Source organism: Nocardia sp. NPDC051981 (genome assembly GCF_040680715.1).
Classification (GTDB): Bacteria; Actinomycetota; Actinomycetes; order Mycobacteriales; family Mycobacteriaceae; genus Nocardia.
On sequence record NZ_JBFAXK010000007.1, the window covers coordinates 95122 to 114132 of the forward strand.

Annotated in this window: 18 protein-coding genes; 10 read left to right on the top strand and 8 right to left on the bottom strand. The window is 69.8% G+C overall.

The genetic code is table 11. The annotated features are described in order from the left end of the window. Positions 1–169: 169 nt before the first annotated feature. Entirely contained in the window at positions 170–589 is a 420-nt protein-coding gene (locus AB0L60_RS15645; RefSeq protein ID WP_364613407.1) for a PPOX class F420-dependent oxidoreductase, read from the bottom strand. A 135-nt stretch (positions 590–724) separates the two neighbouring features. Here AB0L60_RS15645 and ligA point away from each other — a divergent pair, with 135 nt between their 5' ends. Together ligA and AB0L60_RS15655 are read left to right on the top strand one after the other, a co-directional pair. Beyond that, complete coding sequence (gene ligA / locus AB0L60_RS15650; protein ID WP_364613982.1) at positions 725–2806, top strand: NAD-dependent DNA ligase LigA; 2082 nt, start codon at positions 725–727, stop codon at positions 2804–2806. A gap of 289 nt (positions 2807–3095) precedes the next feature. Beyond that, positions 3096–3626 (top strand): GNAT family N-acetyltransferase, encoded by a 531-nt coding sequence (locus tag AB0L60_RS15655; RefSeq protein ID WP_364613410.1) that lies wholly within the window; start codon positions 3096–3098, stop codon positions 3624–3626. A 246-nt stretch (positions 3627–3872) separates the two neighbouring features. Here AB0L60_RS15655 and AB0L60_RS15660 read toward each other — a convergent pair whose 3' ends face one another. Together AB0L60_RS15660 and AB0L60_RS15665 are read right to left on the bottom strand one after the other, a co-directional pair. Further along, positions 3873–4262 carry a hypothetical protein gene (locus AB0L60_RS15660; RefSeq protein WP_364613413.1) on the bottom strand — a complete coding sequence of 130 codons (390 nt, stop codon included), beginning with the start codon at positions 4260–4262 and terminating at the stop codon, positions 3873–3875. A 193-nt stretch (positions 4263–4455) separates the two neighbouring features. Further along, positions 4456–5106, bottom strand: a complete 651-nt coding sequence (locus AB0L60_RS15665; RefSeq protein WP_364613416.1) for an amino acid-binding protein — start codon at positions 5104–5106, stop codon at positions 4456–4458. 244 nt (positions 5107–5350) lie between these two features. Here AB0L60_RS15665 and gatC point away from each other — a divergent pair, with 244 nt between their 5' ends. The 3 genes from gatC to AB0L60_RS15680 all read left to right on the top strand — a co-directional run bounded on the left by gatC (position 5351) and on the right by AB0L60_RS15680 (position 9385). After that, complete coding sequence (gene gatC / locus AB0L60_RS15670; RefSeq protein WP_354835250.1) at positions 5351–5650, top strand: Asp-tRNA(Asn)/Glu-tRNA(Gln) amidotransferase subunit GatC; 300 nt, start codon at positions 5351–5353, stop codon at positions 5648–5650. Further along, the gene (gene gatA, locus AB0L60_RS15675; RefSeq protein ID WP_364613421.1) at positions 5647–7116 is read left to right on the top strand and encodes an Asp-tRNA(Asn)/Glu-tRNA(Gln) amidotransferase subunit GatA; all 1470 of its coding nucleotides are present in this window, start codon (positions 5647–5649) and stop codon (positions 7114–7116) included. The genes gatC and gatA overlap by 4 nt, the downstream gene beginning before the upstream one ends. 277 nt (positions 7117–7393) lie before the next feature. Further along, on the top strand, positions 7394–9385 hold the full coding sequence (locus tag AB0L60_RS15680; protein WP_364613424.1) for an ADP-ribosylglycohydrolase family protein: 1992 nt from the start codon (positions 7394–7396) through the stop codon (positions 9383–9385). Here AB0L60_RS15680 and AB0L60_RS15685 read toward each other — a convergent pair. Both AB0L60_RS15685 and AB0L60_RS15690 read right to left on the bottom strand, forming a co-directional pair. Then, positions 9346–10656: an alpha/beta-hydrolase family protein gene (locus AB0L60_RS15685; RefSeq protein WP_364613427.1), complete on the bottom strand. Its 1311-nt coding sequence runs from the start codon at positions 10654–10656 to the stop codon at positions 9346–9348. The genes AB0L60_RS15680 and AB0L60_RS15685 overlap by 40 nt on opposite strands. Before the next feature lie 302 nt (positions 10657–10958). Further along, positions 10959–11711, bottom strand: a complete 753-nt coding sequence (locus tag AB0L60_RS15690; RefSeq protein WP_364613430.1) for a hypothetical protein — start codon at positions 11709–11711, stop codon at positions 10959–10961. 311 nt (positions 11712–12022) lie between these two features. On the opposite strand from AB0L60_RS15690, the gene AB0L60_RS15695 reads away from it, so the two are divergent. The 3 genes from AB0L60_RS15695 (at position 12023) to AB0L60_RS15705 (ending at position 16460) form a co-directional block, all read left to right on the top strand. Then, on the top strand, positions 12023–13246 hold the full coding sequence (locus AB0L60_RS15695; RefSeq protein WP_364613433.1) for a histidine kinase: 1224 nt from the start codon (positions 12023–12025) through the stop codon (positions 13244–13246). 125 nt (positions 13247–13371) lie between these two features. After that, complete coding sequence (locus AB0L60_RS15700) at positions 13372–14031, top strand: response regulator transcription factor (protein WP_364613436.1); 660 nt, start codon at positions 13372–13374, stop codon at positions 14029–14031. Between the two features lie 68 nt (positions 14032–14099). Beyond that, complete coding sequence (locus AB0L60_RS15705; RefSeq protein WP_364613439.1) at positions 14100–16460, top strand: protein kinase; 2361 nt, start codon at positions 14100–14102, stop codon at positions 16458–16460. 18 nt (positions 16461–16478) lie between these two features. On the opposite strand, the gene AB0L60_RS15710 is transcribed toward AB0L60_RS15705, so the two are convergent. After that, positions 16479–16748 carry a hypothetical protein gene (locus AB0L60_RS15710; RefSeq protein WP_364613442.1) on the bottom strand — a complete coding sequence of 90 codons (270 nt, stop codon included), beginning with the start codon at positions 16746–16748 and terminating at the stop codon, positions 16479–16481. Between the two features lie 329 nt (positions 16749–17077). Between AB0L60_RS15710 and AB0L60_RS15715 the strand changes: the two genes are divergently transcribed. Further along, positions 17078–17959: a helix-turn-helix transcriptional regulator gene (locus tag AB0L60_RS15715; RefSeq protein WP_364613445.1), complete on the top strand. Its 882-nt coding sequence runs from the start codon at positions 17078–17080 to the stop codon at positions 17957–17959. Beyond that, positions 17956–18153 carry a DUF397 domain-containing protein gene (locus AB0L60_RS15720; RefSeq protein WP_364613448.1) on the top strand — a complete coding sequence of 66 codons (198 nt, stop codon included), beginning with the start codon at positions 17956–17958 and terminating at the stop codon, positions 18151–18153. Before AB0L60_RS15715 ends, AB0L60_RS15720 begins: the two co-directional genes overlap by 4 nt. Before the next feature lie 37 nt (positions 18154–18190). On the opposite strand, the gene AB0L60_RS15725 is transcribed toward AB0L60_RS15720, so the two are convergent. Beyond that, complete coding sequence (locus tag AB0L60_RS15725; protein WP_364613451.1) at positions 18191–18415, bottom strand: hypothetical protein; 225 nt, start codon at positions 18413–18415, stop codon at positions 18191–18193. A 66-nt stretch (positions 18416–18481) separates the two neighbouring features. Beyond that, on the bottom strand, positions 18482–18976 hold the full coding sequence (locus tag AB0L60_RS15730; RefSeq protein WP_364613454.1) for a carboxymuconolactone decarboxylase family protein: 495 nt from the start codon (positions 18974–18976) through the stop codon (positions 18482–18484). Positions 18977–19011 lie beyond the last annotated feature (35 nt).

The window sequence follows — 19011 nt, forward strand, 5'->3', positions numbered from 1 at the left end:
CTGCCGGTCGCGGGTCGGAAATGCGACTCACCTTATTCGGGCATTCCGCGTGGGCGGCACCCGGAGGGCAACTTTCACGATATCCGGGTTCGAAATCGGGGCGACCGGCACGGACCGCGCCGCGGCCGAATGACGGTGTGCACGAACCGCAGCGGAGAGTGCGCGAACCTCAGCGGAGCAGACCGTAGGCGCGGGCGGGAGTGAGACGGACGACGGCGCGGCGGTCGGCGACCATGGCGCGGCGGTAGTCGTCCCAGTCGGGGTGCTCGCCGCTGAGGGCGCGGTAGTAGGCGACCAATTCGTCGACCGTGGCGTCGCCGGGATCGGCGGCGACGGGGGAGACCTCGGCCTCGCCTTCGATGACCGCGTACGACCAGAAGTCGTCGCTGCTCATGTGCAGCGCGGCCCACGGGTCCCGGACCAGATTGTGGTACTTGGCACGGTCGGCGGTGATGGAGATCCGGACGATGCCGTCCTCGCCGGCCCAGTGCAGCACATTGGACAGCTGCGGACGGGTGTCGCGGCGAATCGTGGTGAGCACCGACTTGCGGTGGGAGCGCGCGAAATCGACTGCCTTGGCGAGGTCCATACCGAGTGGAACCCGGCCGGTTGCGGGCGTGTTCCCGAGGCCGGAAAAACCTCGCATCAGGCGTGCGACGTGCGGGAATGTTGATCGAACCTGTCGGTGGGGCGGGATAGAGTGCCTGGTGTGAGCGAATCGGGCATGGAGATCACCGCGGCGAGCGGGGACGAGCGCGTCGAGTGGCAGCGGCTGGCGGAGGAGGTTCGCGACCACCAGTTCCGCTACTACGTGCGGGACGCGCCGATCATTTCCGACGGCGAGTTCGACGAGCTGTTCAACCGGCTGGTGGCGCTCGAGGAGGCGCATCCGGATCTCCGCACCCCGGATTCGCCCACCCAGCTGGTCGGCGGCGGCTTCACCACCGAGTTCCAGCCCGTGGATCACCTGGAGCGGATGTACTCGCTGGACAACGTCTTCAACGAGGACGAGATGCGGCAGTGGATCGCCAAGGTGGAGGCCGATGCCGGCACCGATCTGCACTACGTGTGCGAGGTGAAGATCGACGGCGTCGCCCTCAACCTCGTCTACGAGGACGGCAAGCTGGTGCGCGGCGCCACCCGCGGCGACGGCCGCACCGGTGAGGATGTCACCCTCAATGCGCGCACCATCGAGGACATTCCGCACGAGCTCATCCACAGCGACGAGTTCCCGGTGCCGAAGCTCCTGGAAGTGCGCGGCGAGGCGTTCATGACGCTGGCCGACTTCGAGTCGCTCAACGCCGCCATCGTCGCGGAAGGCAAAGCGCCGTACGCGAATCCGCGCAATACCGCCGCCGGGTCGCTGCGGCAGAAGGATCCCGCGGTGACGGCGCGGCGGCGGCTGCGCATGATCTGCCACGGCTTCGGCCGGCTGGAGGGCTTCGCGGCGGAATCGCAGTTCGAGGCCTACCGCGCGCTGGCCTCCTGGGGTCTGCCGGTGTCGGCGCACACGATCCGGGTGCAGGGCGCGGACGCGGTGGTCGACCGCATCGACTACTGGGGCGAGCACCGCCACGATATCGAGCACGAGATCGACGGCCAGGTCATCAAGGTCGACGAGTTCAGCCTGCAGCGCCGCCTGGGCTCCACCTCGCGCGCGCCGCGCTGGGCCATCGCCTACAAGTACCCGCCGGAGGAGGCCACCACCAAGCTGCTCGACATTCAGGTGAATGTCGGTCGCACCGGCCGGGTTACGCCGTTCGCGGTCATGCAGCCGGTCACCGTGGCGGGCTCCACCGTCGCCATGGCCACCCTGCACAATGCCTCCGAGGTGCAGCGCAAGGGCGTGCTCATCGGTGACACCGTCACCATCCGCAAGGCCGGGGACGTGATTCCCGAGGTGCTCGGCCCGGTGGTGGACGCCCGTGACGGCAGCGAGCGGGAATTCGTGATGCCCACGCACTGCCCCGAATGCGGCACCGAGCTGGCCCCGGCCAAGGAGGGCGACGCCGATATCCGCTGCCCCAACCAGCAGTACTGTCCGGCGCAGCTGCGGGAGCGGGTATTCCACGTGGCCGGGCGCGGCGCGTTCGATATCGAGGCGCTGGGCTACGAGGCCGCCATCGACCTGCTGAAGTCGGGCGCCATCGCCGACGAGGGCGACCTGTTCTCCCTCGACGAGGACAGGCTGCTCACCACCACGCTGTTCACCAACAAGAGCGGCACCCTGTCGGCCAATGGCAAACGCCTGCTGGAGAACCTGGAGTCCGCCAAGGACCGTCCGCTGTGGCGCGTGCTGGTCGCGCTCTCCATCCGCCATGCCGGCCCCACCGCGGCCCGCGCCCTGGCCACCGCGTTCGGCAGCATGGACCGCATCCGGGAGGCCTCGGCCGAGGAACTGGCCGCCACCGACGGCGTCGGCCCCACCATTGCCGCCGCGGTCACCGAATGGTTCACCGTGCCCTGGCATCTCGAGATCGTCGACAAGTGGACCGCCGCCGGCGTCCGGATGGAGGACGAGCGCGACGAGTCCATCGAGCGCAACCTGGAGGGCCTGTCCATCGTGGTGACCGGCTCGCTGGAGGGCTTCACCCGTGACGGCGCGAAGGAGGCCATCCTCGTCCGCGGCGGCAAGGCGGCCGGATCCGTCTCCAAGAAGACCGCTTTCGTGGTGATCGGCGACGCACCCGGCTCGAAGGCCGCCAAGGCCGAGGAACTGGGTGTCCCCATCCTCGACGAGGCGGGTTTCGTGAAACTACTCGAGGGCGGCCCGGAGGCGGTGTCGGAAGTCCCGAAACCGGAGTGAGCCCGGAGGCGGTGTCCTAGAGATCGATTCGCACCGGCGCGGCGCCTCGGGCAACCGCGTACGTGCCAGGTGCGGATCGGTAAGGCGGTCGGGGGAGCGTGGAGATTCGGGCGGCCGAGTCCGGGGATTACCCGGCCATCAGCGACTTGATCGTTGAGGTGTATGCCGGTGAGTGTGCGCGAATGCCGGGCCTCTGTGCCGGGGAGCTCGCCGATACCGCCATCCGGGCGGGGTGATCGGTAAAGGCAATCGCGTAAAGCGGGGCGGTATTGAAGATGGAGTTGTGGTGATGAATGTGCGCACTGAGCGGTCGCGGGACGGCCGCGTGGAGATTCGGGTGGCCGAGCCTGGGGATTACCCGGCCATCGGTGAGCTGACCGTCGAGGTGTATGTCGGTGAGGGGCACGTGAATCCCCGCAGCCCCTACGTCGAGGAGCTCGCGGATACGGCCACCCGGGCGGCGGCGGCCGAGATTGTGGTGGCGGTCCGCGACGGCGAGCTCCTGGGCTCGCTGACCATGGCCCGGCCCGGCACGCCGTTCGCGGATATCGCCCGGCCGGGGGAGTTGGAGTTCCGGATGCTCGCGGTGTCCAAGGGCGCCCGCGGGCTGGGAATCGGGACCGCCCTGATGGAGCGGGTGATCGATACCGCCCGCGCCGAAGTTTTCGACGCGGTGGTGCTCACCACCATGCCGACCATGCAGGACGCCCGCCGCATGTACGACCGGCTGGGTTTCGCCCATGCCCCGGAACGAGATTGGCGCACCGACTCGGGCTTGCAGCTCACGGTGATGCGCCTGGAGATCGCTGCGCCACGCTGACCTGGCCGGGTCGGATGCCCGGCATCGTCGATTGGGCAAAGGGCGGCGGCCTCACCGACCGGCCGCGGCGGACCGGCTCGACCGTCACGCGGTCGAACCGGCCAACCTCGCGGGCCCGCGACGGGTTCGCGGGCGATGCCCCGGGGAAGCGGCGACGGAAGTGTCTGCCATCCCGGCATGTTCGGGCCGCGATCTCGGGCGGTGGATTTCGTCCGAGAACGCGCCGGGATTGCCGGGTGTACCCGCTCAGGTCAGGACGCCGTCGATGCAGAGCGACGCGGCGCGCCAGGTCGGCGCGGGGCGGGCGGTGTCGAAGTCCCACTGCGAGATCGGGTGTGCGGCCTTCCAGAGCATGACGTCGCCGGGGAGCCGGACCACCTGGTACACATCGTCGGTGCCGGGGATGAGCTGATTGCCGACGCAGAAGTCGGTGTAGCTGGTGCCGGGTTGTCTTGCACCGGCGCTGAATTGCCGACCGGGCTGGCGGTCGCGCCCGGGGTAGGAACGGTGCTCGGCCGATCGGTGGCGGCCCCGGCGAACCAGTACGGCGCGCCCGACCGGGTTCCGCAGCGGAAGGTGGCGCCGCCCGCGACCACGGTGCTGCCCTGTGGGTGAGTCGTTCCCGCCCAGAGACATCCGGCGCCGGCACGCGACTTGCGCTCGCTCGGTTCGGCCTCGGCGGCCGCAGTGAGTGGAAGACCGGCGACCGCCGGCGCCGCGGCTGCGAGGGGCGCAGCGGCCACACGCCCGAGGCGACGGGTACTGGTGAGAACGCCCCCACCGGATCGCCGGCGGGGCGTGAAACGCGGTGCGAGAAAGGTGGTGCGGCTCAGCCGAGCGCGGTCGCGACGATGCCGGCCAGGTAGCCGAGCCGCGCGACCTCCGACGGCCGGAAATCCGGACCACCCGGACGGCCCAGTAGCAGCACCTTGCCGGTATTGCCGAGCGGCGCCGCGGCCAGCTTGGTGTCCATGTCCTTCCATAGCTGCGGCAGCCAGTCGGCCTCGCCGTCGAGGACCGTGGGCTTCTCCAACGGCATCCATGGCGCCGACGCCGCCTGGGTCGACGGGGCGCTCTGCGAGCCGACCACGCGATACGCGCCCTGCGGGCCCATGTCGATCACGATCGACCAGCCCACCCGCAGCACCCGCGGCACGCCGTCGACCAGCACCTGCAAACGATCGTCACGCGCATTGGCGACCTGATCGATGAGCTCGAGTTCGCGGTGAGTGTCCAGCATCCCGGAGTACGGGCGCAGCGAATCGACCTGCACATCGTGCAGGGATTCGGCCGCGGTGATGAGGGTGTCGGGCAGTGCGCCCGAGGGCACCTCCACCACGATGTCGTCGATCGCGAAGCCGTCGCCTCGTTCGACGACATCCAGCGAGAGGATGTCCGCGCCGACGGAACCCAGCGCCAATGCCAGCGATCCGAGACTCCCTGGGCGATCCGGAAGTTGCACGCGAAGCAGATAAGACACGTGCCTTCCTTTCTTTACTGTGCGACCGAAACTTTCGGACGGGTACCCGAGTCCCGCAATACTTACACCCTCGAGAGCTCGTTATCGAATCGAACCATTCCGTGTGACGCGGGCCACTTACCCATCGGTTACACATTGATGGTGCCAGTTCTGGCGCACACCTGCGACCGCTGGCTCGAGGCGACCCACTAGGCTGTCGAATGGCCAATCACCAAGCTCGAACCATGCCGAAAGGGGTCCCGCGGTGCCCGCCATCTCCAGGGACGAGGTCGCTCACCTCGCCCGGCTGTCCCGGCTCGCTTTGACGGACGACGAACTCGATCTGTACGCCGGTCAGCTGGATTCCATCCTGACCCACGTCGCACAGATCTCGCAGGTCGCCGCCGCGGACGTGCCCGCCACCGCATCCCCGAATCCGGAGACCAATGTGACGCGCCCGGACGCGGAGCAGCCCTGCCTGACTCCGGAGCAGGCGCTCGCCATGGCGCCGGCCGTCGACGAGCAGCGGTTCATGGTTCCGCAGATTCTGGGAGAGGGCGAATGACAGACCTGACCAAGCTGTCCGCGGCCGAACTCGCGGACAAGATCCACGCGCGCGAGGTCTCCTCGGTCGAGGTCACCGAGGCCCACATCCAGCGCATCGCCGAGGTCGACGGGGAGATCAACGCCTTCCTGCACGTGGCCGGCGAGCAGGCGCTGCTGACCGCCGCCGAGGTGGACCGTCAGGTCGCCGGCGGCAAGGTGGTCTCGGCGCTGGCCGGTGTTCCCTTGGCGCTCAAGGACGTTTTCACCACCACGGACATGCCGACCACCTGCGGGTCGAAGATCCTGGAGGGCTGGGTGTCGCCGTACGACGCGACGCTCACCACCAAGCTGCGCGAGGCGGGCATCCCGATCCTCGGCAAGACGAACATGGACGAGTTCGCCATGGGCTCGTCCACCGAGAACTCGGCGTACGGCCCGACCCGCAATCCCTGGGACACCGACCGGATTCCGGGCGGTTCGGGTGGTGGCTCCGCCGCGGCGCTCGCCTCGTATCAGGCGCCGCTGGCCATCGGCACCGACACCGGCGGTTCCATCCGCCAGCCCGCCGCGGTCACCGCGACCGTCGGCACCAAGCCGACCTACGGCACCGTGTCCCGCTTCGGCCTGGTCGCCTGCGCGTCCTCGCTGGACCAGGGTGGCCCGTGCGGCCGCACCGTGCTGGACACCGCGCTGCTGCACGAGGTGATCGCGGGCTACGACCCGAAGGACTCCACCTCCCGCAATGTGCCGGTGCCGCCGGTGGTCGCCGCCGCCCGCGCGGGCGCCAAGGGTGACCTGACGGGCCTGAAAGTCGGTGTGGTGAAGGAACTTCACTCCGACAGCTATCAGCCGGGCGTCATCGCCTCCTTCGACGCCGCGGTCGCGCAGCTGAAGGAACTGGGCGCCGAGGTGATCGAGGTGTCGTGCCCGCACTTCGAATACGCGCTGCCCGCCTACTACCTGATCCTGCCGTCGGAGGTGTCGTCGAACCTGGCGCGCTTCGACGCCATGCGGTACGGCCTGCGCGTCGGCGACGACGGCTCGCACTCGGCCGAGCAGGTCATGTCCATGACCCGTGAGGCCGGGCTGGGCCCGGAGGTCAAGCGCCGCATCATGATCGGCACCTACGCGCTGTCGGCCGGGTACTACGACGCCTATTACGGTCAGGCCAACAAGGTCCGCAACCTGATCGCGCAGGACTTCGACAAGGCCTACCGGACCGTCGACGTGCTGGTCTCGCCGACCAGCCCCTTCACCCCGTGGAAGCTGGGCGAGAAGGTCAACGACCCGCTGGCCATGTACCTCTCGGATCTGTGCACGCTGCCCACCAACCTGGCCGGGCACTGCGCCATGTCGGTGCCGTCCGGGCTGAGCGCGGACGACGGCATGCCGGTCGGTCTGCAGATCATGGCTCCGGCGCTGGCCGACGACCGGCTCTACCGGGTCGGCGCGGCCTACGAGGCGGCCCGCGGGCCCATCGCCTGAGCGCGAAGGCATAAAGGCAGCCTGATCCAGGCCATGGCGACAGCCTGATCGAGGCGGTCCCACAAGCGAATTCGGCCCCCGCCGGTATCCACCGGCGGGGGCCGTTCCTGTCCACCGGCCCGGACCCTGCGCTGTCCGTCCGGTTGCCCGACTCTCACTGCCGGACTTGTCGGGTTCCGCTCGATCGGCGTCCGGCCGATCGGGCAATGCCTGCGGCCTGTCGGCCCAGACCGGTAGGCTGGCAGCGGTTCGGCGTGTGTGAAGGGTTTTCTTGGGGATGTTGCGACGCGGCGAAGTCTTCGCGGGCTACGTGATCGAGCGCGAAGTGGGCCGTGGCGGAATGGGTTCGGTCTACGCTGCCCGCCACCCTCGGCTCCCGCGGCTCATCGCGCTCAAACTGCTGCACCGGGAGATGTTCGGCGAGAACGAGACTCGCCTCCGGTTCGAACGCGAGGCCGACGTCATCGCCCAGCTCGACCATCCCAACATCATCACCGTCTACGACCGCGGCGATGACGACGAGCAGCTGTGGATCGCCATGCAGTACGTGGACGGAGTCGACTGCGCCTCCATCGACCCCTACGACCTCAGCCCCGACCGGGCGGTCGAGATCGTCGTGCAGACCGCGGCCGCACTGGATTACGCGCACGGGCGCGGCGTGCTGCACCGGGATGTGAAGCCCGCCAATATCCTGCTGTCCCGCTCCGGCGGCATCGGCGCCGGATTCGCCGAGCGGGCGCTGCTCAGCGACTTCGGCATCGCCCGGGTGCTCGACGACACCGCGCACCTGACCCGCACCGGCATGCTCAATGCCACCCTGGCCTACGCCTCGCCGGAACAGCTCACCTCGGCGCCCATGGGGCCGCGCTCGGACCAGTATTCCCTGGCGTGCACGCTGTTTCGGCTGCTCACCGGGCGCGGGCCGTTCGACGCACCGAATATCGCGACCGTCATGCTCGGGCATCTGCAATCCCCGCCGCCCGATGTGAGCCTGCTGCGGCCGGAGCTGCCCGCGGAACTGGACGCGGTGCTGCGGAAGGCACTGTCCAAGGATCCGCGCGACCGTTACGACACCTGTTTCGAATTCGCGCAGACCGCCTGGGAGACGGTGGCCGAACCGGTGTCGCTGGTGCGGCGGCCGCGCGGGCCGGTCGCGGACCGGCTACCGCGTCCGGACACCGTGCTCGGCTGCCTGTTCGGCGGCGCCGTCGGAGACGCGCTGGGCGCGCCGATCGAGACCATGCTGCTGCCGAACATCCAGCAGCGCTACGGGATCCAGGGCGTCACCGGGGCGGGCAGCGGCTATCGGGGCCGCATCTCCGACGAGACGCAGCTGGCGCTGTTCACCATGGAGGCGCTCATCCGCAGCGCGCGGGCACGCGAGCGCGGCACCGCCGCCGCGGTGGGCATGATCCAGGAGAACCTGCTGGTGTGGCTGCGCGGGCAGGGACAGGCGGCGGTGCCGGAACAGCCGGTGCCATTGCAGAGCGGGCTGACCGGATACCCGGAGCTGATGACCTATCGGGGGCCGACACAGACGACCATCTCGGCCATGCTGCGGGTGGCGGCGCGGCAGCAGCCCGGAATTCCGCTGGGCACCCGCGATCATCCGATCAACGACTCCAAGGGCTGTGCGGCCACCGTGCGATCCGCGTCGTGCGGGTTCATGCCCTCGCTGGAGTACGCCTTCGAATTGGCCTGTGACGCGGCGGCACTCACCCACGGCAATCCGAGCGGCTGGCTGCCGGCGGGCGCGTTCGCGGCCATCGTGTACGGGCTCTGCCGGGGACTGGACGTGCGGGCGGCGGTGGAACAGGCTCGGACGCAGCTGGTTCGCAACCGCGATCACGAGGAAACCACCCAGGCACTCGACGCGGCCGTGCGGCTGGCCGACACCGTGGCCTTCCGGGGCCGGCCCATGCCGCCGCCCGGACTACTGGAACCGCTGGGCACCGGCGTCATCGGGTCCGAGGCGCTGGCGCTGGGGGTGTGCGCGGCGGTATGTGCCGAAAACGTGGGCGGCACACCGGAACAGATCTTCCGCAACGGCGTGCTGCTGTCGGTGAATCATTCCGGGGACAGCGACTCCACCGGGGCCGTCTGCGGCGCGCTGCTCGGGGCCCGGCTCGGGGTGCACGCCATCCCCGCGCCCTGGCGCGCCGGCCTCGACGCGGCAGCCGCCATCGAACGGCTGGCCGCCGACTTCACCCGCGAATTCCGCGGCGCCGCTCAGCAGTCCGGCATGACCGTGCCCTGGTCGGCGCCGTAGCGGTGACCGTGACCGGGCGGGGCGTCGAGCGCGCCCAGCAGGTCGGCGGTGGTCTGCAGGAAGCTGATCACCGGAAGCCAGTGCGGTACCGGCGCGTCCGGGCGGGTGCCGGTGAGATCCGGTGCGCGCCACAGCAGCGCCGGCGACCAATGCACCACCGGATCGGAGGCATTGGCCAGCACCGCCGCGCGGCCGTGCTGCACCTGCCCGGCGGGCGGGCCCGCCCAGAGCGCGCCGCAGACACGGCGGTCCTGGTCGGCGGCATCGGTGAAGACGGCGCTGCCGCCCAGCGCGCCCAGGCTCTGACCGTAGATATAGAGCTTCGGCGGATCCGGTAGCGCCGCGATCCGCTGCTCCACGGCCCGGAACAGGGCGCGGGCGGATTGCTCGGCGGCGCTGCGGCCGAAGACGAAGGTGACCCAGCTCGGGGCATCGGAGTACTGCAGACCGACCAGGGCGACATCGCCGCCGAAGCGGGCGTCGAGACCTTTGGACGCATCGCTGTCGATCCAGCCCGAACCGGTCGGCACCGTCACCACCAGATTGCGGCGCTGCAGTCCGCCGGTGCGCTCCAGCTCCCGGATCGCCAGCGCCACCCGGGAATCCAGATCGGGCGCGGAGTTCAACCCGACGTACACCCGCACGGTCCGCGCCGGAGCCCCCGCCACGAACCGGCGGCCCTCCGCCCCCAGCGACGGCCAGCTCGCCATCGACACCGGACTACCCGACCGCGTCGGCGAATCCGGTTGCACCAAATCCGGATCCACATACGAATTGGCCGCCGCATAGGCCGCCCGACGCCACTCCACCACGGTCGGCACGACCACCAGCTGCCCCGCCACCAGCAGCGCCACCCCCGCCGCGATACTGCGCACCCGCCCCAATCTCCGCACCGCCCAGCCCACTCCGCGCGCCAGGGTGACCACGGCGACGACGAGCGGCACGGTCCAGGTCAGCCACCGTACCCAGTACCCGGGTCCGATACCCGCGACTCCCATGGCGGCGCGCAAGGTGTTCTGCCAATGTTCGGCGTAGCCCATCGCGGCCCCGACGAGCACCATCCCCGCGATCAGCGCCGGAACTCGGCCGCGTGTCAGATGCTCGATCCCGAACCGCGTCCACCGCAGTACCGTTCGGATGATCGCCGCCAGCCCCAATCCGATCAGCACCACGAGTGCGGTCAGGATCGCCTGCGCCGACGGTGTCCGCGGTAGCAGCCCCGGCGCCAGCGAGATCATGGTTCCGCCCGCCACCGCGGCACTGGTCCCCACTCGTGGGACATGGAATTTCGCCCGCCCGAGCCACATTCGAGGCGCACCCCGGAACACGGCAGCGGGGCCTCCCGCCCGAGGTCCGGTCGGCTCTCCGTTCGCCGTGGGGACCACTTCCGCACGCACGTCGCCGCCGGGGCCTTCCTGACCGTGGGGTGGGAGGCTGGCAGCAGGAATTGCCTGATCCACCGCATGAGTCGGGACGAATCCGAGTTGATCTGCCGCAGTGGGTGGTTCGTCCCGGTGTCCCGACGGGAGCGAGCGCTCGACCTCGCGGGCGCCGGTGGTCTCGGGTGGGCGGGTCACAGTGCCACCGCCATGCCATCGAGTGCGTCGGGACCGCGCAAATGCGCGAGGGTGGTCCGGCGGTCGCGTGTGCGGCGCACGAGAATGGTTGTCGCCGTGGCCAGTCCAGCGGCGAGTCCGAGGCCCGCGAGGGTGAGGGTGGCCGGGGAGGGGGCGTAGCCGGAGTGCTCGAAGAAGGGCTCGTAGATGGGGTTGCCGTAGTCCTGGCGGATGGAGTTCAGGTCCACGGCGGTGGTGGCCACGCTGGCCATGACCTGACATTGGGCGCGCGAGACCGGGTTCTCGCGGGCGTCGCAGGCCGCGTGCATGCGTCGTTCCAGGGCGGCGTCCACGGTTTGCCGGGCCCACGGGCCGAGCGTCTGGCCGTGCGCGGCCGCGTAGCGCAGCAGGTCGTAGCCGAGATCGTGGGATTTGCAGGCCGGATCGAATTCGGCGGGCAGCGGGACAGGGGAGGAGCAGTCACCGTTCGGGTTGATGAGCATGCCCGCCTCGACCACCGGGCGGTATCCGGCCGTGGTGACGAAATCCTCGGGGATGAGCGCGGGATCCGGCTGCTCGGCAACCGATTCCAGGATTCCGCTGCGGGCGGCGGCGTTCTCGGGCGTGTCCGGCCCGCTGATCACGGCCCCAGCGCCCGGGGCGAAAGCCACACCGGCCGAGCACATCGCCGCCGCGGCCGCCGCGAGCGCACCATATCGGCGCTGCCGGGCCCGGCGGTCGTGGCCTGACACGCCAGGGCCGGGGGACATGGCACTCGTCGAGTCATCGGCCGCCAGTAGGTCAGCGGTCGCGGGGCGCGAGGTCTCTCACGTGGTGTCCGCTGCGCGGCCGGCAGCCGCTACGGGTGCGGTGGAACGGGTCGAGATCCGGCGGGAAGTCGGGAACGCTCTCATGGATCTCGACGCTAGGAATCGGGCTCCGACCGGGGCCTCAGCCTGCGGGGCGGTTCCGCGGTGGGCGAGGCGGGGGAGGCGTGCCGACGTCTCGTACCGGGGTAGGGGGTGGGAGATCACTCAGGGGTATGAGGTGGGGGCGGCGCGGAGTCTCTACCGTCGAGGGCATGGTCGGAAATATGTCTGGGCAGGCCCGTGTCGCACGGGCGCGGCAGGTGTTCGACGGGTTCACGGTCCTGCTCGCGATCGTCTTCATCGCGGTGGCCTGGCCGACGCTGCATCTGACGCACAAGGTTCCGGCGGCGGCCGCGCCGTTCATCGCGGGCTTCGCCGCGTTCCCGATTCTGCTGCTGCGGGTGAATCCGCCACTGGGATGGGCGGTTTCGGCCGGTTCGGCACTGATGATCGCGCTCGCGGTGCCGCATCAGCCGGGCAATTCGATCCCGTTCCAGGTGGTGCACATCCTGGTGCTGTTCGCCCTGGTGTTCGCGGTGGCCGTGCGCGCCCCCATCCGGATCGTGGCCGTGGTGTGGGTGGCGACCTCGCTGCTGTTCGCCACCGCCATGGCCCAGACCGGGGACAGCTTCGCCGAATCCGGGTTCGGCTGGCCGCTGGCCATCACCGGCCTGGTGGTGTTCGGCCTGCTCATCCGGTGGGTGGTGCTGTCGCGGCAGGCGCTGCTCAAGTCGGAGGAGGAGACCGAGCTGGAGCGGGCCCGCCGCGCCATCCTGGAGGAGAAGGCGCGCATCGCCCGCGACCTGCACGATGTGGTGGCGCACCACATGTCGATGGTGGTGGTGCAGGCGCAGACCGCGCCGTATCGGATCAGCGGGCTGTCGGCCGATGCCCGAGCCGAATTCGAGTCCATCGGCGTCGGCGCGCGGGCGGCGCTCAACGAGATCCGCGGCATGCTGGGCGTGCTGCGCAGTGACGGGCAGCTGCCCGAGCACGCGCCGCAGCCCTCGGCCGCCGACATCCCGGGTCTGCTCGAGGGCGCGCAGCGCGCCGGAGTGCCGCTCACCTGGACCGTCGACGGTAGCCTCGACACCGTGCCCGAGACCACGGGCCTGGCGCTCTACCGGATCGTGCAGGAGTCACTGGCCAATGCGTCCCGGCACGCGCCCGGGGCGGCGGTGCGCGTGGACCTCGCCTGCGCGGGCGAGCTGACCCTGACCGTCGCCAATGATCGGCCGATCGCGGTGCGGCCGGGTGATCACTCGGGCACGCCCGGCAGCGGTATCGCCGGTATGCAGACCCGTGCGGCAGCGGTCGGCGGCGTGCTCACCGCCGGGCCCCGGCCGGACGGCGGGTTCGAGGTGCAGGCCCGGCTGCCGCTGGCGCCCGTGCTGAGTGCCGCGGCCAGCGCGGAGACGCTCGGCTCCGGCCACTGAGTCCGGGGTTGGGGTCACCGGGCCGGGTCCGGCCGGGCACCCGCGATGGGGGGTGCGAAGTCGTCGTCGCGCGGGCCGTTCCGGTCGGGGCATGGCAAACTCGGTGTCGTGCGTGAGGTGGGACTGTGGCGATAACGGTGTTGATCGCCGACGATCAGGCGATGGTGCGGCAGGGGTTCGGGGCGTTGCTCGCGGCGCAGCCCGACATCAGCGTGGTCGGGGACGCGCCGGACGGGAAAATCGCTGTGGCCGAGGCGAAACGGCTGCGCCCCGACGTGGTGCTGATGGACGTGCGCATGCCGGAGATGAACGGGCTCGACGCCGCCCGCTCCATTCTCTCCGCCGGGTTCGAACCGCCGGTGCGGGTGCTCATGCTCACCACCTTCGATATCGACGACTACGTGTACGAGGCCCTGGGCATCGGTGCCAGCGGGTTCCTGCTCAAGGACGCCCCCGCCGAGGAACTGGTGCGCGCGGTGCGGGTGGTGGCCGCCGGTGACGCGCTGCTCGCGCCGACCGTGACGCGCCGGCTCATCGCCGATGTCACGCGTCGCCGGGCCCGGCGCGCACCCGCGCCGCAGCTGTCGGTGCTCACCCCGCGCGAGCGTGAGGTGCTGGAGCTGGTGGCGCGCGGCATGTCCAATGCCGAGATCGCCGAAAGCCTTTTTGTCGCAGAACAAACGGTGAAAACGCACGTGTCGAAGGTCTTCACCAAACTGAACCTGCGCGATCGGGCGCAGGCGGTGGTGCTGGCCTACGAATCCGGACTGGTGACCCCGGGCTGACCTGCCCGGACAGGGTTTCGACGGGTAGGCTCACGGACTTGTACGTCACCGGAAGGGGGTCGTAGCCAGTGCTGAATAGCGGTGACGTGTTCGCCGGGTTCACCATCGAACGACTGCTCGGACAGGGTGGGATGGGCTCGGTCTATCTCGCCCGGCATCCCCGCCTGGGCAAGTTGACGGCACTGAAGCTGCTGAACCGGGAACTGTACGCGGACAGGGAGATTCGCGCCCGGTTCGAACGCGAGGCGGATCTGGTCGCGCGGCTGGACCACCCCAATATCGTCGAGGTGTACGACCGCGGCACCGAGGACGAGATGCTGTGGATCTCCATGCAGTACGTGGACGGGGTGGACGCCGCCGGCATCAATGTCGCCACGCTGCCGCCCGAGCGGGCCGTACAGGTGATCGAAGGGGTGGCCAGCGCCCTCGACTACGCGCACGGCATGGGGGTGCTGCACCGGGATGTGAAGCCCGCCAACATCATTCTGGCCCGCGCCGTCGCCGGCCACGGCGAGCGCGTCTTTCTCACCGACTTCGGCATCGCCCGCCTGCGCGAGGACTCCACCCACCTCACCCAGGCCGGCATGTTCACCGCCACCCTCGCCTACGCCTCGCCCGAGCAGATGACCGGCGCCCACCTGGACCCCACCACCGACCAGTACTCCCTGGCCTGCGCCCTCTACTGGCTCCTGATCGGCGCAGGCCCCTACGACTCGCCCCACCCCGCCGAACTCATCCGCGGCCACCTCCAGCTCCTCCCGCCTCCCGTCTCCCTGCGCCGCCCCGGCCTCTCGCCCGCCATGGACGCCGTCCTGACCAAGGCCATGGCCAAACGCCCCGCCGACCGCTTCCCCACCTGCACCGATTTCGCCAAGGCCGCCCGCCGCGCCCTCTCCGGGCCGCCGGCCCAGCACCCAGTCCACCAGCAGCCCCTCCACCCCGCCTACCCCAATCTCCCCGCCCCCCAACCGAACTACGCTCCCCAGCCCTACCCCGGCCAGGCCTACCCGGCCCCACCCCAGCCCTACCCCGCCACGGCTCTGCCACCCCAGCCCGCGGCCTATCCCTCACCCCCGCAGCAACCGCCCGCGCCCAATTACCCAGCGCCGCAACCACAGTCCGCGCCTCCCGCCTCCCAGCAGCCCGTCAGCGCCCCCGGCTACCCGCCTCCGGCACAGTCGGCGGGTCCGCAGCCACCAGCCCCCGCGCCCGCTGCCGCCCCGAGCTATGCCGCCCCGGCCTACCCCCCGCCCCCATACCAGTCCTCCTACCCCGCGCCGGCACCGCAGCCCCCCGCGCCCGAGATTTCGCAGCAGCCGCGAGCGCCGCAGGCGGCACCGGATGTCGAGCCAACGGATGCCGGGTGGGCGAATCGGTTGGCGGATGTGGATGCGCAGAATGCGTCGCAGCGGCCGACGGATGTCGTGCCGCAGCCGGTGGTTTCGGCGGGGCAGCCCGAGGAGTTCTCGACCGGGGGTGCGGCCGGGCCCGTGTCGGATACCGACCGGCCGGAGCGAGCGGGATCCGCAGCGGCGGATGAGGATTCGCCGGGTTCGGCGGGAGGCGGCGGTTCGGAGCCGTCGGTTGCCGGTGGAACGGGCGAATCGGATTCGGGGGAGCGGGGTCTCGGAGGGGTCGCCGGGTCGGCTGGCTTCGAGGAGATCCTCGTCGAGCCGGTGACAGAGCTTGCGCAGCCCGTCGGGACGGAGGTAGTGCCGCCGGCCACACCTGGTGGGTCGGTGACCGAGCCGACAGCGGCTGTGGGGGAGGGGGAGTCGGCTGGTGCGCCACCGGGTGTGATGGACGGTGCGGGTGAGATGTGGGTCGGTGAACCGATCCGCCGTGACGAGGCATCGGAGTCGGCGAGGACGGATTCCGGTGCTGCAGGAGGGACGCAGTCAGGTGCCGCTGCTGAGATGGAGTCCGGTACTGCCGCCGGAGAAGTGGAGTCCGGTGCTGCCGGGGTAGGCGCGGCGGATTCTGGTGGCGCTGAGGATGAATCGGGCGGAGTGTCGCGGCATCGGGATTCGGGGGCGTTCGTGCCCGGTGAGACCAGCATCTCCGGTGGCACGGATGGTGTCAGCGGAGCGCGGAGCAGCGGCGGGGCGGAGAGCGTTGGCGGGCCGACGTTCGACTCGGCGTCGTCTGAGTTCGCTGCGTACGAGCAGGTTTCGGGCGGTGTGGCCGACATGCCCGGTTCCGGAAGCCCAGGTGCCGGGATGCCGGGGTATGGCGGTTATGGGGGTATGGCGCAGGGTGGGCCTGGGTACGGTGTGCCGCCCTATCCGGGGAATCAGGTGCGACCCGGGCTGATTCCGACGTCGCAGCGGGCGGAGGCGTCGCAGCTCACCGCGGTGGTGGTGCTGGGGCTGGCGGTGGTGGCGCTGGTGCTGCTGGTGATCGTCGCCGTTGTCGTGGTGTCGGGGTAGGTGCGGGCGTAGGTCGGGCTACGGGGCCCATCGAATTTCGGTCGCGGGGCTCGGGTCGGCTCGGGGGCCGAGGACCATTTGGCCCTTGTCGACCAGGATTTGGCGGGCGCGGCGGCGGACCAGGCAGTTGTCCACGGTGCAGAACTTGTGGATCTGCATGGCTTGATGGGCCTGGGGCAGGGCCAGGTCGCCGGGGTCCATCGTGCAGTCGAACAGATACATCATGGTGTCCACCGGGGGCAGCGCAGGAGGCTGGACAATTCGCGGTCCGGCGCTGGTGCTCGGCATGCGGCGCATCCGCGCCGGGCCTCGTCAAGCCTACCGAGATTCGTGAGGTGCCACACCGCATTCGGATCCCTTGTCACGCCTGGTCATACCGAGCGACCGCGGAGCGGTCGGGGAGGGATTGGGTGCGCCCGGCTCGGGGACGAGTGGGCCCAGAGATATCAGGGCTCCGGTTCTCACCGGGCGCGACTCCAGTCCAGCACCGTTTCGGCGAACCGACAATCGCAGCCCCGGCGCGGTGGGAAACTTTCCGAAAGCGCCAGGTCAGCATTCATATCGCGTGGGAGCATCATTCGCAGTGACCGAAAACCGCCTTCGTGGGGGAGGATTCGATGTCGGAGCATGGTTCGACTCTGCCGCGTCGTCAACTGGGGCGATACCTGCGGGAAGGCCGGATGCAGTGCAATATGACGATCGCTGAGGCGGCGGCGCTGATGGAGTGGAGCGAATCGAAGCTGCAGCGGCTGGAAACCGGTAATGCCGAGAAGATCCGAATCCTCGATGTCCGGGAACTGTGCCGAATCTACGACTTCGACGACGAGTTCAGCTCGGCGCTCACCGGCCTCGCGCAACAGGCCGGCGTCAAGTCCTGGTGGCACGAATACGGCGATCTGATTCCCGAGGGTTTCAATATGTATGTGGGCCTGGAGGCTTCGGCCCGCGCCCTCATCTCCTATCAGCCGGAGATCATCCCGGGACTGTTCCAGACCGCTGAGTACGCCCGGGTTCTGATCAATGATTACTGGCCGGATGCTGCGCATGACGAACTGGACCGCCGCGTGCAGTTGAAGACGCGTCGTCAAAGCCTCTTGACGCGCAAGCGAAGTCCGGCCTCCTTCGAGGTCGTGGTGCACGAAACCGCATTACGCCGCGTTGTCGGCGGCCCGCGCGTAATGGCCGCGCAGCTGCGACGCGTCGCGGACATGTCGACACTGCCGACGATCGCTGTTCGTGTACTACCCTTCTCGGCGGGCGTACCGATCGGCCACACCGTCGGCCCGTTCGTGATCCTGGATTTCGGCCGGGACGCGGGCAACCGGCCTGTCGAACCCACGGTCGTCTATCTGGAGAACTTCCTCGGCGACCTCTACCTGGAGAAGCAGGCCGCGGTCGACCGATACCGCGAGGCCTACCAAGCGATTCTGCGCGCCGCGCTGGACGAGACGACCAGCAGAGACCTCCTGCGGAGGGCAGCGAAGGAGTATGCGACGTGAGCGTCGAACCCGGCGTCCGGTGGTTCAAGAGCGTCCGCAGTACCGGTGCGAAGGAATGCGTGGAAGTCGCCTTCCTCTCCGGTGGCGTCGGAGTCCGGGACAGTAAGAACCCCAGCGGTCCGGCCTTGATCTTCCCGCCGGCGGACTGGGATCGGTTCACCGCCGCCCTGGCCGCCGGGCGGTTCGACGACTGAACCTCGGCCCGGCGGAATCCGGTGGCGGCAACGGGAATCAGGCCGTGCGGGCGGTGGCGGCACGGGCGGAGTTGAGGGTGATCGCGGCCGCGTTCCAGATGGCGTAGGCGCTCACCGAGTAGGGCACCCAGGTCGGGTGGTGGATGGCGAGCAGCACGATGGTGGCGACGGCCAGCGCCACCGCGCGGATGACGATGCCGTTGCGGAGCAGGCTGCGCAGCACCTGCGCGTCGACGAGGCTGGTGTTCTTGACGGCGTTCATGATTTCCGACCTTAAGGATTCGCGCCGGGTCCCCGAGGGGTCCGATCGCGCCAGGAATAGGACAGATCAGGCGGCGGGCCAGTCGTTTTCGGTCTCGCCGACCTTGTTGACGTAGTTGGTCAGGGTCTGCAGGGCGACCAGGGCGACGATTTCGAGTACCTGCTCTTGCGTCCACCCCGCGGCCAGTGCGGCGGCCGGATCGGCCTTGCCCCGGCTCTCGGTCAGTTCGCGGGCGAAGGCAACGGCCGCAGCCTCTTTCGGGTCCGCGGAGGCGCCGCCCTTGGCCGCCTCCACCTCGGCGTCGCTCAGCTTGGCGACACGCTTGCCGGTGAAGGTGTGCGCCGCGACGCAGTAGCCGCAGTCATTGGCCGCGCCGACGGTGAGCGCGATGCGCTCGGAGGTCGGGGCCGGCAGCGTGCCCTTCTTCAGCGCGCCGGACAGCCCGAGGTAACCCTCCAGTACCACGGGCGCGTTGGCCATCACCTTGGTCATGTTCGGCACCCGGCCCATCCGCTTCTTGACCTCGTCCAGCAGGGGTGCGTTGTCGATCGGGGTGATCATGGCGTCCTCATTTTTCTAACGGAAGATTGTGCTTT